The 14,051-nt window shown below is 63.9% G+C and carries 13 protein-coding genes; 8 read left to right on the plus strand and 5 right to left on the minus strand.

Annotation, left to right across the window (positions count from 1 at the left end):
- Positions 1 to 36: 36 nt before the first annotated feature.
- Complete coding sequence (locus HRQ64_RS16475) at positions 37 to 897, minus strand: alpha/beta hydrolase (RefSeq protein WP_172124410.1); 861 nt, start codon at positions 895 to 897, stop codon at positions 37 to 39.
- Between the two features lie 153 nt (positions 898 to 1,050).
- On the opposite strand from HRQ64_RS16475, the gene HRQ64_RS16480 reads away from it, so the two are divergent.
- Positions 1,051 to 1,632 (plus strand): isoprenylcysteine carboxylmethyltransferase family protein, encoded by a 582-nt coding sequence (locus tag HRQ64_RS16480; RefSeq protein ID WP_172124412.1) that lies wholly within the window; start codon positions 1,051 to 1,053, stop codon positions 1,630 to 1,632.
- 27 nt (positions 1,633 to 1,659) lie between these two features.
- Here the strand turns inward: HRQ64_RS16480 and HRQ64_RS16485 are convergent, their stop codons facing one another.
- From HRQ64_RS16485 to HRQ64_RS16495, 3 genes are read right to left on the minus strand one after another with little or no spacing between them, the layout of a single operon-like run.
- Positions 1,660 to 3,132: an NAD-dependent succinate-semialdehyde dehydrogenase gene (locus HRQ64_RS16485; RefSeq protein WP_172124414.1), complete on the minus strand. Its 1,473-nt coding sequence runs from the start codon at positions 3,130 to 3,132 to the stop codon at positions 1,660 to 1,662.
- Positions 3,133 to 3,148: 16 nt separating this feature from the next.
- On the minus strand, positions 3,149 to 4,372 hold the full coding sequence (locus tag HRQ64_RS16490; protein WP_172124416.1) for an iron-containing alcohol dehydrogenase: 1,224 nt from the start codon (positions 4,370 to 4,372) through the stop codon (positions 3,149 to 3,151).
- Positions 4,369 to 5,403: an Ldh family oxidoreductase gene (locus HRQ64_RS16495; RefSeq protein WP_172124418.1), complete on the minus strand. Its 1,035-nt coding sequence runs from the start codon at positions 5,401 to 5,403 to the stop codon at positions 4,369 to 4,371. Before HRQ64_RS16495 ends, HRQ64_RS16490 begins: the two co-directional genes overlap by 4 nt.
- Positions 5,404 to 5,559: 156 nt before the next feature.
- Between HRQ64_RS16495 and HRQ64_RS16500 the strand changes: the two genes are divergently transcribed.
- The 3 genes from HRQ64_RS16500 (at position 5,560) to HRQ64_RS16510 (ending at position 8,813) form a co-directional block, all read left to right on the plus strand.
- Complete coding sequence (locus tag HRQ64_RS16500) at positions 5,560 to 6,750, plus strand: pyridoxal phosphate-dependent aminotransferase (RefSeq protein ID WP_172124420.1); 1,191 nt, start codon at positions 5,560 to 5,562, stop codon at positions 6,748 to 6,750.
- A gap of 42 nt (positions 6,751 to 6,792) precedes the next feature.
- Entirely contained in the window at positions 6,793 to 7,662 is an 870-nt protein-coding gene (locus tag HRQ64_RS16505; protein WP_172124422.1) for an extensin family protein, read from the plus strand.
- Positions 7,663 to 7,730: 68 nt separating this feature from the next.
- Positions 7,731 to 8,813: a L,D-transpeptidase family protein gene (locus HRQ64_RS16510; RefSeq protein WP_172124424.1), complete on the plus strand. Its 1,083-nt coding sequence runs from the start codon at positions 7,731 to 7,733 to the stop codon at positions 8,811 to 8,813.
- A 78-nt stretch (positions 8,814 to 8,891) separates the two neighbouring features.
- On the opposite strand, the gene HRQ64_RS16515 is transcribed toward HRQ64_RS16510, so the two are convergent.
- Complete coding sequence (locus HRQ64_RS16515) at positions 8,892 to 9,740, minus strand: helix-turn-helix domain-containing protein (RefSeq protein WP_349236718.1); 849 nt, start codon at positions 9,738 to 9,740, stop codon at positions 8,892 to 8,894.
- Between the two features lie 153 nt (positions 9,741 to 9,893).
- On the opposite strand from HRQ64_RS16515, the gene HRQ64_RS16520 reads away from it, so the two are divergent.
- The 4 genes from HRQ64_RS16520 (at position 9,894) to ugpC (ending at position 14,038) form a co-directional block, all read left to right on the plus strand.
- Positions 9,894 to 11,171 (plus strand): ABC transporter substrate-binding protein, encoded by a 1,278-nt coding sequence (locus tag HRQ64_RS16520; RefSeq protein WP_172124426.1) that lies wholly within the window; start codon positions 9,894 to 9,896, stop codon positions 11,169 to 11,171.
- Positions 11,172 to 11,248: 77 nt separating this feature from the next.
- The gene (locus tag HRQ64_RS16525) at positions 11,249 to 12,109 is read left to right on the plus strand and encodes a sugar ABC transporter permease (protein ID WP_172124428.1); all 861 of its coding nucleotides are present in this window, start codon (positions 11,249 to 11,251) and stop codon (positions 12,107 to 12,109) included.
- The gene (locus HRQ64_RS16530) at positions 12,106 to 12,939 is read left to right on the plus strand and encodes a carbohydrate ABC transporter permease (protein ID WP_127754156.1); all 834 of its coding nucleotides are present in this window, start codon (positions 12,106 to 12,108) and stop codon (positions 12,937 to 12,939) included. The genes HRQ64_RS16525 and HRQ64_RS16530 overlap by 4 nt, the downstream gene beginning before the upstream one ends.
- 10 nt (positions 12,940 to 12,949) lie before the next feature.
- Positions 12,950 to 14,038, plus strand: a complete 1,089-nt coding sequence (gene ugpC / locus HRQ64_RS16535) for a sn-glycerol-3-phosphate ABC transporter ATP-binding protein UgpC (RefSeq protein WP_172124430.1) — start codon at positions 12,950 to 12,952, stop codon at positions 14,036 to 14,038.
- The last annotated feature ends 13 nt before the right edge of the window (positions 14,039 to 14,051 follow it).

Consider the following 14,051-nt stretch of genomic DNA (forward strand, 5'->3'; position numbering starts at 1 on the left):
GCTTCGTGGCTGGCAACTGCTGAAAGCTGGCGCCCCTCAGGCGCGCCTCGCCTTGCGCAGACCGGCGGAAAACTGATGCGCTTCCACATCCCGCACGAACCGCGCCAGCAGCCCGTTGAAGAGTTCGGCCTGGCTCCAGAACGGCGAATGGCCCGCCGCTGGAATGGTCAGGCATTTTCCGGTCCAGAGCTGTGGAACGGTCAGAGTTTCGAGGTAATGCAGGCGCACCACCGGATCATCGCTGCCATTAACCAGGGCGACAGGGATCTCAGCCGATTCCACGACCCGCTTCTGGTCGGCGCCATCGCCTCGCATCATGCTCCTGAAAAAATTCTGCCGCAGCCGCCCGTCGGCGCGGGCCAGCGCCTGCCTGTTGAGCTCATCTGGCTCGCCCTCGCCATAGCACATGGCAAGAAAGCGCCTTGCGTCGCGTGGGGTAAACTCAGGCTTGCTGGCCAGCAGCATATCCCAGCTTGGTCGGAACCCGCGCAGCATGCCAATCGGGCCCTTGGCCACTGGCGGCGTGCCAACCAGCATGGCGCCGCTGATCCAAGCACTGCGGGCCATCATTTCGATGGCGATATGGCCGCCCAGCGACCAGCCGCACACCGCGACCTGGTTGAGATTGAGCTGGCCCAGCACCTCAAGAACCGCCTCGGCCAGATGCGTGAGGCTATAGCCGTCCAGATCCACTGCATCGGTGGAATGCCCATGCCCGGGCAGGTCCACCGCGAGGAGGCGGAGCGGCTGCAGCATTGGGCTGTCGAACTGCCGGCGGAACGCATCGGTCGAAGCGCCGGAACCATGCAGCAACAGGAGCGGGTATCCGGCGCCGCCGCTGTCGCGCAAGGCAATATCAGAATAGCGTGTCCTGATGACTTTGCTTCTGGCCCGCATAGCAGAGGCTCCCTTCGGACCACCAATGCCCCTCTAAGTTTGCGGAAGCCTTAAGCGGCATCCTTAACCGAATTATTCGGTCCGGAGCCGATCACAAGTTGACACTCCCCCGGCCTTGTCGGCAAATGACAGTCTCCAACCCGAGAGGTCGAATTGAACTCCGCGCTTGATCTTATCGTCACTGTCATCAGTTGGAGCGTTGTGGCCCAGCACATTTGGGCAACAAGAGGACACTTTGTTTCGGACAAGATGCAGTGGCCCGCAGCTTTGCTCGCGGCGCTTGTCCTGCTGACCGCGATCATCTACACCGTCATTATTTGGAGTGATGAACAGCCTATATTGGCAAAGTCGGTCGGCTTACTTCTGGAGCTGGCGGCCATGGCTTTGTTCTGGTCGGCCATTCACGCCTCACGCTACGCGCAGCTGCGCTTTGCCTTTGACGCAAATCAACCCAGGACGCTGTTGCAGAGCGGCCCCTATCGCTATGTGCGGCACCCCTTCTACACATCCTATATTATGTTCTGGGCGGGGTGGGCGATAGCGGCCTGGTCGCCCCTGGCCATTCCGACCCTGGTTGCCATCATCGTCATGTACATTCTGGCTGCACGGAGCGAGGAGCGGCATTTCGCCGGCACGTCCATGTCCAGCGACTACGAGGACTATCGGGCCCGAGCCGGTCTTTTCTGGCCCCGTTTGTCGCGGTCCGGGGCTCGCAACCAGCAAGTGGGTAACTAGCGGCGGGCCGTGCCCGCCGCTCGGGACTTACCAGGACGTGGCGATATATTTGGCTTCGGTGAATTCCAGCAGGCCATGATGGGCCCCTTCGCGTCCGAGCCCACTCTGCTTGACCCCGCCAAAGGGGGCAGCAGGATCGGATACGAGGCCGCGATTGAGCGCAATCATCCCGCTCTCGATCCGCTCGGAGACCCGCAGGCCCCGGGCCAGGTCACCGGAATAGACATAGGCCACGAGCCCATATTCGGTGTCATTGGCCAGCCGGATAGCTTCCTCTTCGCTGTCGAAGGCGACGATTGGCGCCACCGGCCCAAAGATCTCTTCATGCACCAGCGCTGCTTCAGGGCTCACATCCGCCAGAATGGTGGCTTCGTAGTAAAAGCCCTTGCGCTCGGGGACCGAGCCGCCCGTCACCACCCGCGCACCGCGCGACACCGCATCGCTCACCAGCGAAGCCACCTTGTCGCGGCTCTTGGCATTGACCAGCGGCCCCAGCTGCGTTGTGGGATGATAGCCCGGCCCAACCTGAAGCGCCTTCATGCGCGCGGCGAACTTCTCGGCAAAGGCTTCCAGAACGCCGCGCTGCACGTAAAAGCGGTTCGCAGCCGTGCAGGCCTCCCCGCCATTGCGCATCTTGGCGATCATCGCGCCATCCACCGCCGCATCGATATCGGCATCATCGAACACCACGAACGGCGCATTGCCGCCCAGTTCCATGGAGCAATTGATCACCTGGTCGGCCGCTTCCTTGAGCAGCACACGCCCGACTTCCGTCGAGCCGGTGAACGAGAGCTTGCGCACCCGCGGATCATGCAGCATGGCGCTGATCACCGGACCTGACTTGCCGGTCGTGACCACATTGACCACGCCGTCGGGCACACCCGCTTCGGCGAGGATCTCGGCCATGGCATAGGCGGTCAGCGGCGTTTCGGTCGCGGGCTTGAGGATGCAGGTACAGCCCGCCGCCAGCGCCGGCCCGATCTTGCGGGTGGCCATTGCCGCCGGGAAATTCCACGGCGTCACCAGCACGGCAATGCCCACCGGCTGGTACTGCACGATGATGCGGTTGTTGCCGCTCGGCGCCATCGAGATTTCGCCGTTGAGCCGCACGCCTTCCTCGGCATACCAGCGGAAGAACTCGGCCGCATAGGCCACCTCGCCCCGCGCATCGGGCAGCGCCTTGCCATTCTCGCGCGAGATCAACTCAGCCAGCCATTCGGCGCGTTCGGTCATCAGGCCATAGGCCTTCATCAGGATGTCGCTGCGCTTGCGCGGTGCAGTTGCGGCCCAGCCTGCCGCAGCGGCAGCGGCAGCATCCACCGCCGCAATGCCATCCTCGACGCTGGCATTGGCAACGGTGGTGATCACCTCTTCGGTGGAGGGATCGAACACGTCGATCCGCTCCCCGCTTGAAGCGGGACGCCAACGGCCGCCAATAAACAGATCGGTGGCGAGATTGTCGTAATCGCCCTGAGCGCGGATTGCTGATGACTGGGACATGGGAACTGCCTTTGGTTCAATGGCGGCGCAGGCGATCGCGATCGCCGGCATGAGCTGCTTGGACAATCTGCTGCATGGCAGCCAGATCGAGAGGTCGTGGATTGTTGTTGACGAGCCGGGCCGACAGCAGCGACTGCTCGGCGACCCAGTCGAGCCGCTCGACGGGAACGCCCAGCTCGGCCAGGGTACGCGGAATACCCAAGGTGGCAAAGAGTTCGGCTACAGCCTCGATCGCCGCATCAGCCAATTGGGCCTCCTCGCCTTGCGTGATGCCGAACAGGCGGGCGATCTCGGTGAATTCCGGCCCGCAGGCTGATCGGTTGTAGTCCATCACATAGGGCATCAGCACCGCCACCCCAAGCCCATGGGCGGTCTTGGTCAGCGCCCCCACGGGATATTGAATGGCATGGGCCGCCGCCGTGCCCGCCACGCCAAAGGCCTGGCCGGCGCAAAGCGCCCCATACATCACCTGCTCGCGCGCCGCGGCATTGCCCCCATCGGCCACAGCCGCCGCCAGATTGCCCGCCAGCGCGGCAATGGCGATCCGCGCCTGCGCGTCGCTCTGGGTGTTCTTGCCGATAAACACCTGCTGGAGGGCGCGCCCCGGGTCCATCGGATGCTTGATGGCGGTAAACGCCTCGATCGCGTGGGTCAGCGCATCGGCACCCGCCACCGCCGTCAGCCCGGGTGGGCAGGTCGACGTCAGCTCGGGATCACACACCGCCACTTCCGGGATCAGATAGGGGCTGGAAATCCCCACCTTGGAGATCCGCACGGGATCAGCCAGCACCGCCACGGGCGTCACCTCCGAGCCCGTCCCCGCCGTGGTCGGCACCGCCACCACCGGCAACACCGGGCCGGGCACCTTGAACTCGCCGTAGAATTTGGAAAGCTCGTCGCCATGCGTCAGGGTCAGCGCCACCAGCTTGGCCAGGTCAAGGCAACTGCCCCCGCCGATCCCCACAATCACATCGGGCCCGAACGCGCGCGCCTTGGCCGTCGCCTCCGCGATACAGGCCAGCGGCAATTCGGCGATGGTGCCGTCATAAAGCTCCGTGCGCAGCCCCGCCCCTTCCAGCGCCGCGCGGATCGCGCTGAGCTTGGGGTCCTGGTTGAACCGTTCATCCGAGCACAGGAGGACGCGCTGACCCAGCCCCGCCACGATAGCGGGCAGCGCATGCCGCTGGCCGGCGCCAAAATAGATCGCCCGCGGACTGCGGATGGCGCCATAGATGCTCATGTCAGCTCTTTCGTTGTGGAAGCCGGATCACCGGCCAATTCGCATAATTTGGCCCAAAGCGGCTCGGGCAAGGCAATACCCGTTTGGAGTCGCTCCGCCCGCACGCGCATCGCCCGGTCGCCCGGCACCGCTACCTTGCGCGCCCCCTCGGCATCGCCCGAAGCGCGCACCAGGTCGAGATAAGCGGCTATCCGCGCCGACGTGCCCGGCTGCAAATCTGGATCAATCAGGATGAACACATCGCCTTTGGTGGCCGGCCGGGTGGAATCGAGCGTTCCAGTGACGTCGCGCCCGATAGCTGAATCAGTGAGCGCCACCACCAGCAGTTCAAGCGCGAGCCCCAGTGCATAGCCCTTGGCTTCGCCAAACGGGGCAATCGAGCCCTTTTTGGCCGCTTCCGGATCGGTGGTCGGCTCCCCCTCGGCGTCCAGCGCCCAACCTTCCGGCAAGGCTTGCCCGCGCTGCGCATAGTCATAGATCTGGCCCATGGACACCAGGCTCGTGGCCATATCCAGCACAAACGGATCGCCCGGCTGCGGCACCCCGATCGCCACCGGATTGGTGCCCAGCATGGGCGTGCGCCCGCCCCAGGCATGCACCAGCGCTTCGCTCGTGGTGAACCCGAGCGTCACCAGCCCGTCCCGCGCCAGCTTCTCGGCATACCAGGCCAGCATGCCCAAATGATTGCTGTGCGCAATCGCCACCACCACGACTCCACTCTGCCGCGCCCGTTCGGCCGCAAGCTCCAGCGCCGCCATCGCCACCACCGGCCCCAGCCCATCCTCGCCGTTGACCTGTAGGAAATTCTCGCTCCGCCAGGTCATATTGCCGGTCGCGGTGGGGCTGGTAACGCCATTAGCCATGCGGTCAGTCAAGCGCGGCAACCGCAGCAAGCCGTGCGACGGGCGCCCCCGCAGCTCTGCCTCCAGCAGCAGATCCACCTGCAGCGCCGCTGCCTCCGGGGGAACCCCAGCTCGCCTCAGCGCCGCTTCACTCACCCGCCGAGCATCTTCCGCGGCAATATTGATCATAACTATATCCTATCCGATACGATTTAGCGGCAGCACACCCGCGAAGTCAAGCGCCTGCTCCGTGCTGGAAGCGATTGCCTTGGCCGCGCCAATCGGCATAGCTGCGCCTTGATTTGCGGGGCAACCCATCGCCCCACCCAGCAGTGGATTGATCTCATGCACCAACATCTCGCTTCACCACCCCAGGCCCGCCAGGCGGTGCTTGATTTGGCCCCGTCCCGCATCCGCGAGGTTGCCAATGCCGGCATGGATCGCAGCGATGTGGTTCCGTTCTGGTTTGGTGAAAGCGATCAGCCCACCCCCGCCTTTATCCGCGCCGCCACGGTGGAATCGCTGGAGCGCAACAACACCTTTTATACCCAAAATTTGGGCCGCCCCGCCCTGCGCACCGCGATCGCGAGCTACATTTCCCAACTGCGCAACATCACCCTCGGCCCCGACCGCGTCGGCGTTACCAGCTCTGGCGTATCGGCCCTGATGTTGGGCAGCCAGCTCGTCCTATCCCCGGGCGATCGGGTAGTTGTCGTCACCCCCATCTGGCCCAACATCGCCGAGATCCCCAAGATCCTCGGCGCCGAGGTCACCCGGTTCCCCCTCAGCGTCATCAACAACCGCTGGCAGCTTGACCTCGACCACCTGCTCGCCACCCTTACCGACGACGTGCGCATGCTCGTCATCAACTCGCCCAACAACCCCACCGGCTGGACCATCACACCCGAGCAGCAAGCCGCCATCCTCGCCCATTGCCGCCAGCGCGGCATCTGGATCTTGTCGGACGAAGTTTATGACCGGCTGGTGTTCACCCCAGGCCAAACCGCCGCGCCTTCGATGCTCTCGGTCGCCGATCCCCAAGATCGCCTCATCGTCGTCAACAGCTTCTCCAAGACCTGGCGCATGACCGGCTGGCGGCTGGGCTGGCTGGTGCTGCCCACCAACCTCGTGCCCCAGCTCGAAAAGCTCATCGAATACAACACGTCCTGCGTACCCGAATTCGTGCAGGCCGGGGGTCTCGCCGCCCTCACCGATCCGGCCAGCGCCGCCACCGTGACGCAGATCCACCGTGAACTGGGGGAGGCCCGCGCCACCCTGCTGACAGCCCTGCGCCAGCTGCCCGGCGTCACCCTGCCGGAAGCTGATGGCGCTATGTACGCCTTTTTCCGCGTCGACGGCCACGCCGACTCGCTGGCCCTTGCCAAGCGCCTCGTGGCCGAAGCGGGGCTGGGCCTTGCGCCGGGGAGTGCGTTTGGCGATGAAGGCGAAGGCTGGCTGCGCTGGTGCTTTGCCGCGGCGCCGGAACGCATCGATACCGGTGTCGACCGGCTGCGCTCGTTCTTGAGGCAAAGTTGAATCGCATTGGCAACGCGCGGCGTTCAGCCGCGTTCTGCCACCATGTTACGCACCTCACTGCTTACCGTCATGCTGCTTTTGTCCTCGCTGGCGCTCGCCCAGGAAGCGCCCGAGGCAATTCCGCCCATGCCGCGGGACCGGCCCGAAGGCCTGACCGACGCGCCCCCAGCGGATGCAACAGCGCCCGCCGACGCCGAGGCGGAAGCCCCCGAGGCTGACGCAAACGCGCCCGAGGCCGGCGCCGAGCGACCTGAGGGCGATCTGGACGCACCAGAAGCCGAGCAACCGCCCGCGGATGCCGCACCCGCCGCGCAAGAACCCGCCGAGGTCGCCGAACCCGCCGAGCCGCCTCGCCCCTATCAAACCCAGTGCCCCGCTGTGATCGGCGGCCAGATCGAAGCCAAGCTGCTGCCCCCCATCGATGAAGGCGAATGCGGCACTCAGTCCCCCCTGGCGGTAACCGGGATCCTGGTCAACGGCCGCATGGTGCCGCTGTCGAGCGAAGCCACCCTGACCTGCGAAGTGGCCACGACGCTGCCGCAATGGGGCGAGGCGATCGATGGCTATCTGCAGGCGCGCGAAAACACAGAACTGGCCAGCCTTGATGTCGGCACCAACTATAATTGCCGTGGCCGGGTCGGCGGCAGTTCCGATCGCCTTTCCGAGCACGGCATGGCCAATGCGCTCGATGTGGTCGGCTTTACCTTTGCCGATGGCCGCACCGTCACGGTCGAAGGCGATTGGCCCGCCGCCGACGCGCCCGAGGGCAAGTTCCTGCGCTTTGCCCATGATGCGGCCTGTTCGAGCTTTTCCACCACACTTGGGCCCGAAGCCAATGCTGAACACCACGACCATTTCCATGTGGATATGGGCTGCCATGGCGCGGCCTGTCAGGCTCGCCTCTGTGAATAGGGTTTAATCGGGGCAACTTGGGCTGACATGGGGCGTTGAGGTGGCAACTGCTTGTCCTGAGATCAATTATGAAATTTGCCGCCCGGCTCTCCCTCCCCCTGCTTCTCGTCGCCTTTTCCCTTCCAACCACCGCCCAACAGCTCCCTGCCGCTTCACCGCCTCCCCTGACGCCCGAGGCGATCAACGCTGCCAGCCTTGAGCCGCTGCTGCCGCTCTTTGCCGTCCCCTTGCCGGACGAAAGTGCCGAGCCGTTGCCACCGCCCCCGCAGAACGAGGGCGCCACCGACTTGTCAGCCGAGGCTGAGGGATCCAAGCTGCCCGACCCAGCCATCGCGCGCCTCCAGATTCTTCTCGACCGTGCCGGCGTTTCTCCTGGCGTCATCGATGGCTATGACGGCGCCAATGTCCGCAAGGCGGTGATGGCTTTTGCTGCAATTAATGGCCTACCCGGCAATGGCGCACTTGATCCTGCAGTGCTGGCGCGCCTCGAAACCCCTGACCCGGCGGTAATGGCCTACACCATCACGGCCGAGGACGTTGCCGATATCGTTGAGCCGCTCCCCAGCGACTACGCCGAATTGGCCGAGCGCGAATCCCTCGGCTATACGAGCGTCGCCGAAGCGCTTGCCGAAAAATTCCACATGGATGTGAATTTCATCGAGACGTTGAATCCGGGCGCAAGCTTTGTCGAAGGCGAAGAAATCGCCGTGGCCGCTCCAGGATCTGACCTGCAGGGCATGGTCGCCACCATCGAGGCCGACAAGCGCATGGGCATGCTGCGCGCCTATGATGCCACCGGTCGCCTTCTTGTCGCCTATCCCGCGACCATCGGCAGCGAGGACAATCCTTCACCCTCGGGTACGCACATGGTCGAGGTCGTCGTGCTCGATCCCGATTATACCTACAATCCTGAGGTCAATTTCCAGCAGGGCGACAACACCGAGGTGCTGACCTTGCCGCCCGGCCCCAATGGCCCGGTCGGTACGGTCTGGATCGATCTGTCCGAGCCCACCTACGGCATCCATGGCACGCCCGAGCCCTCCAAGATCGACAAGACCGGCTCGCATGGCTGCGTGCGCCTGACCAATTGGGATGCCCGGGAACTCGCCGCCATGGTTGAGCCCGGCGTTCCCGTCACCTTCATCGAATAAGCAGGGAATAAGCAGGCTTCTCGTCGCGCCGGCCCCTCGGGTCGGCGCGGCTGCCCTCGCACCTGGATCCGTCTTGAATCAGTTCCGGCGCAGGCCCGCTCCACCCGGCCGAGCCCGGGCATCGCGCCGGAAATCGCTGGGCGCCATACCGGCAATTTTGCGGAAGGACTTGTTGAAGGCGCTGAGCGAGCCAAAGCCGCTTTCCATTGCTACCTCCAGCACATTGGCGTCCTCCTGCATCAGCAGCGCCTGCGCATAGGAGAGCCTGAGCAGGTTCACATACTCATTGAGCGTCATGCCGGTGGATTTCTTGAACACGGACATGGCGTATTTCGGGTGGATATCGGCCGAGGAGGCAATATCGGCCGAACAGATATCATGCCGGAAATTGCCGGCAATGAAATCGCAGATGCTGCTGACATTGCTGAAGGATTGCTGGTCCAGCCCTTCGAGCGCACCCTTGCTCGCCCCACCCGGTTCGACGAGATAACAGGGCTCGAACTGCACGCGCTCGATGCGCAGCAGTAATTCATTGATGGCGTGATCGGCCCGCTTCTCGTCGCCCGGCTGCATATAGCGCGACCAGCGGTTGAAATTGCCGGCATCCGTGCCGTCGGGTGTGCTGGTCACGAGCGTCGCGCCCCGCATCAGCTTTTCCGACATATCAGCGGGCAGCCTTAGCCGGAAGAAATGCACCAGCGGCAGGTGGATCGCCACAAAGAACGCGTCTTCCGAGGTGTCGATCACCTGGTGCGGCAACCCGCCCCAGAACATGCAGAGGTCGTTGGCTTTGAGGGCTACATTATGCCCGTGCATCCGGTACTCCACCGTACCGCTGAAGATGTAATTGATCTCCACCTGCGCGTGCCAATGGGGCGTGTTCATGATGCCTGGCTGCTCGTGGCTGACCACCAGAGTATTGGGCACGCGCTCCACCGCGCTTTTTGCAGGCTCCCAGAAGCGTTTTTCCAACTTCTTACTTTCCGGCAACTTGGCATTCCCTTTCGGAGGGACGCCGGGCACCACATGAGTAGCTTAGAAAGCGCTCAAGGGAAGAGCAAATAAAAAGGGAGGACTTTCATGCGCATTCATCTTGCCTGCGCGACGCTGGCGCTCGCCACCGCCATGGCGACTGGCTCGGCCTCGGCTCAGTCGGGCGAAATCACCATCTGGAGCTGGAATGTGGCAGCCTCGGCCCTCCAATCGGTGGTGCCCGGCTTCAACCAGCAGTTCCCTGACATCAAGGTCACGGTGGAGGACCTGGGCAACCAGCAGGTCTTTGACAAGACGCTGGCCGGCTGCGCCGCGGGCGGCGCCGGCATGCCCGATATCGTCACCGTCGAAAATTTCGAAGCCGAAGGCTTCTGGAACCAGTTCCCCGATTGCTTTGCCAATCTCAAGGAGCTCGGCTACACCCCCGAACTGCAGGCGCTGTTCCCCGATTTTAAGCGCACCGAACTCGAATTGGGCGATGTGGCCTATGCCATGCCCTGGGATTCGGGTCCGGTGGCCGTATTCTATCGCCGCGACTTCTATGAAAAGGCTGGCGTTGATCCCGCCACCATCCAGACCTGGGACGATTTCATCGAAGCTGGCAAGAAGATCGCCGAAGCCAATCCGGGCGTCGTCATGTCCCAGGCCGATTTCAACGGCGACAGCGAATGGTTCCGCATGATCGGCAACGAGCAGGGCTGCGGCTATTACTCGGTGGATGGCCAGTCCATCACCATCAACCAGCCCGCCTGCGTCGCCACGCTCGAAAAGATCAAGGAAATGAAGGATGCCGGCACGCTGACCGCCGCCATCTGGGATGAAAAGATCCAGTCCAACACCGCCGGCACCGTCGCTAGCCAGGTTTATGGCGGCTGGTTCGAAGGCAGCATCCGCGACGGCTCGCCTGATCTCGCCGGCAAATGGGGCGTCTACCCCATGCCCAGCCTCACCGCCGATGGTCCGCACGCTGCCAATCTGGGTGGCTCTTCGCTCGCCATCACCAACAACTCCGCCAACAAGGAAGCCGCCTGGGAGTTCGTCAAATACGCCCTGACCACCAATGACGGCCAGGTGACCATGCTGCGCGAGTTTGGCCTCGTGCCCTCGCTAATCTCGGCTCTCGAAGATCCCTATGTTAGCCAGCCTCAGCCCTATTGGGGCGACCAGCCCATCTGGTCCGAGATCCTTGCGACCCTGCCCAACATCCAGCCCAGCCGCGGCACGGCGTTCCTGAACGACGCTGAATCGGTCTATCGCGCCGTCCAGACCCGCTACTTCAACGGCGAATATCCCGACGCCCAGGCCGCGCTCGACGACGCTGCCAACCAGATCGCCAGCGCCACCGGCATGCCGATCGCGGAGTAATCACGCGCGCGGGCGGCTCCCCGGGGCCGCCCCACCCCTTCACCCTCCACAACTGTCCGGAGCGGGAGAGTTCTTGCATGCGCCTGCGCAATGGCCCGGCCTATGGGTTCCTGGCTCCCTATCTGCTGATCTTTCTGGCCTTCTGGATCTGGCCGATCATCAATTCCTTTGTGATCTCGCTGCACAACACGCGCGTGAACCCCTGGGTGTTCAACCCCGCGTTCAACTGGACGCGCATGATCGGCGACCCCGCCTTCTTCAACGCCCTGCGCAACACCCTGGTGATCCTCGTCATCCAGGTGCCCGTCATGCTGGTGCTCGCCACCCTCATGGCCGTGCTCCTCAACTCCCCCAAGCTCAAGGCGCGGCCCCTGTTCCGCTTCGCCTTCTTTGCCCCGGTGGTTGTGGGTGAAGTCGCCTATTCCGCCATTTTCCGGCTGATGTTCAGCTTCGATTTCGGCATCGTCAACAAGCTGCTGACCGGCATCGGCCTGCCCCGCGTCGACTGGTTCGCCAACCCCACCGCCGCCATGGCCGTGCTCATCATGGCGGTCACCTGGCGCTGGGCCGGCTACAACGCCATCATCATCCTCGCGGGCCTGCAATCCATCCCCGAGGACGTCTACGAGGCCGCAACTCTTGATCGCGTCAGCAAGGTCCGGCAGTTCTTTTTCATCACCCTGCCGCTCCTCAAGCCCATCCTGATCTTTTGCGCCGTGCTGTCCATCATCGGCACCATGCAGCTCTTTTCCGAGCCCTTCCTCATCACCAATCGGGGTGGCCCCGGCCAGGCCACCGAAACCCTGGGGCTCTTCCTCTACCGGCAGGGATTTGGCTCGGGCAACTTCGGCTATGCCTCCACCGTCGCCTACGCCATCGCCGCGCTGGCCGTCGCCATCTCGCTGGCCCAGCTCTGGCTCGGAAGGGAGCCCAAATGAGCAAGTCCCGCCGCGAACGCACCCAAACCATCGCCCTCCACCTGCTGCTCCTGCCGCTGGCGCTCCTATGGCTCTTCCCGCTCTGGATGATGCTGGTCTTCTCAACCATGCCAGACTACGGCATCTTCTCGCCCAATATCGAGCTCTGGTTCTCCGACCAGTTCTTCGCCAACATCGCCAACATGCAGGCCGATACCGATTTCCTGCGCGCGCTCGGCGTTTCGGTGGGTGTCGCCGTGATCTACACCGCCCTTTCGGTATTCCTCACCTCCATGGCCGGCTGGGCCCTCGCCCGCTACGAATTTGTCGGCAAGCCCCTCGTCCTTGCGATCATCCTCGGCACCATCACCCTGCCCTATTTCGTGGTGGTGATCCCCCAATTCGTCATGGTCGCCCGCGACTTCAAGCTCGCCAATACCTGGATCGCGCTGATCGTGCCGCCGCTCTTTAATTCCCTGGGCGTGCTGTTCATGCGCCAGGCCTTTTCCATGATGCCCAATGACCTTTTCGATGCCGCCCGCGTCGAGGGCGTCAAGGAATGGAAGATCTATCTCTTTGTCGCCATGCCGCTCGCCCGCCCCACCATCGCCGCCCTCTCGATCATTCTCTTCCTCGCCTCCTGGAACAATTATCTCTGGCCCCTCCTGATCTCGACCGACCGCGCCATGTTCACCGCCCCCGTGGCGCTGGGCTCGCTGATCGGGCTCACCAAAGTGTCCTGGGGCGGCATCATGGCCGGCGCCGTTTTGCTGACCGCGCCCATGCTCGTCGTCTTCCTCCTCTTGCAGCGCCACTTCATTGCCGGCATCGCCGCCGGCGCCATCAAATAGGAGCGCCGCCATGGCCGAAGTCTCCCTGCGCAATGTCACCAAGCGCTTTGGCGCCGTTCCCATCATCCACGGCGTCAGCCTCGATGTGGCCGATGGCGAGTTCGTCGTCTTTGTTGGTCCCTCCGGCTGCGGCAAGTCCACCCTCCTGCGCATGATCGCCGGGCTCGAGGACATCAGCACCGGCGAGATCGGCATTGGCGGGCGCACCGTCAACGATGTCGAGCCCGCCGAGCGCGGCATCGCCATGGTGTTCCAGACCTATGCGCTCTACCCCCACATGACCGTCGAGCAGAATCTGAGCTTCGGGCTGCGCATGAACGGCAATGATCGCGCCGATACCGAGCGCCGCGTCAAGCGCGCCGCCGCGATCCTCCAGATCGAGCCCCTGCTCGCCCGCCGCCCCAAACAGCTCTCGGGCGGCCAGCGCCAACGCGTCGCCATTGGCCGCGCCATTGTGCGCGAGCCCCAGGCCTTCCTCTTCGATGAGCCCCTTTCCAATCTCGATGCCGAATTGCGCGTGCAGATGCGCGTCGAGATCGCCCGCCTCCACAAGGAGCTGGGCACCACCATGATCTATGTCACCCACGACCAGACCGAGGCTATGACCCTTGCCGACAAGATCGTCGTGCTGCGCGAAGGCCGCATCGAGCAGATGGGCGCCCCGCTCGAGCTCTACGACGATCCCGCCAACCAGTTCGTGGCCGGTTTCATCGGCTCGCCCAAGATGAACTTCTTGGCCGGCGAAGTGGTGCAGAACGGCGCTACTGGCACCGTGATCGAGCTCACCAACCAGAACAACGCCCGCCTGCCCATGCGCGTCGTCGCGCCGGGCCTGCGCGCGGGCGATCGCGTCACCCTGGGCGTGCGCCCTGAACATTGGGGGGAAGCGGGCGCGGGCGATCTCGACCTCCCCCTTGCCGTTGATGTGGCGGAGCATCTCGGCTCCACCTCCTATCTCTACGCCAACACCAAATCGGGCGAACCGCTGGTGATCGAGCGCGAGGAATCGCGCCACGAAACCCGCCGCGATCAGCTGCTGGTGTCCATCAATTCAGCCAAAGCCTTCCTCTTCGACGCCGCCGGCCAACGGCTGCGCTGATCAACTTTTCTGC

Origin of the sequence: Devosia sp. 919 (assembly GCF_013185965.1) — a bacterium.
GTDB lineage: Bacteria > Pseudomonadota > Alphaproteobacteria > Rhizobiales > Devosiaceae > Devosia.

Bases quoted from the DNA above. Each gene is read 5' to 3' on its own strand.
- HRQ64_RS16475 (WP_172124410.1), bottom strand. From the start codon at position 897: ATGCGGGCCAGAAGCAAAGTCATCAGGACACGCTATTCTGATATTGCC.
- HRQ64_RS16485 (WP_172124414.1), bottom strand. From the start codon at position 3,132: ATGTCCCAGTCATCAGCAATCCGCGCTCAGGGCGATTACGACAATCTC.
- HRQ64_RS16490 (WP_172124416.1), bottom strand. From the start codon at position 4,372: ATGAGCATCTATGGCGCCATCCGCAGTCCGCGGGCGATCTATTTTGGC.
- HRQ64_RS16495 (WP_172124418.1), bottom strand. From the start codon at position 5,403: ATGATCAATATTGCCGCGGAAGATGCTCGGCGGGTGAGTGAAGCGGCG.
- HRQ64_RS16500 (WP_172124420.1), top strand. From the start codon at position 5,560: ATGCACCAACATCTCGCTTCACCACCCCAGGCCCGCCAGGCGGTGCTT.
- HRQ64_RS16505 (WP_172124422.1), top strand. From the start codon at position 6,793: ATGTTACGCACCTCACTGCTTACCGTCATGCTGCTTTTGTCCTCGCTG.
- HRQ64_RS16510 (WP_172124424.1), top strand. From the start codon at position 7,731: ATGAAATTTGCCGCCCGGCTCTCCCTCCCCCTGCTTCTCGTCGCCTTT.
- HRQ64_RS16520 (WP_172124426.1), top strand. From the start codon at position 9,894: ATGCGCATTCATCTTGCCTGCGCGACGCTGGCGCTCGCCACCGCCATG.
- HRQ64_RS16525 (WP_172124428.1), top strand. From the start codon at position 11,249: ATGCGCCTGCGCAATGGCCCGGCCTATGGGTTCCTGGCTCCCTATCTG.
- HRQ64_RS16530 (WP_127754156.1), top strand. From the start codon at position 12,106: ATGAGCAAGTCCCGCCGCGAACGCACCCAAACCATCGCCCTCCACCTG.
- ugpC (WP_172124430.1), top strand. From the start codon at position 12,950: ATGGCCGAAGTCTCCCTGCGCAATGTCACCAAGCGCTTTGGCGCCGTT.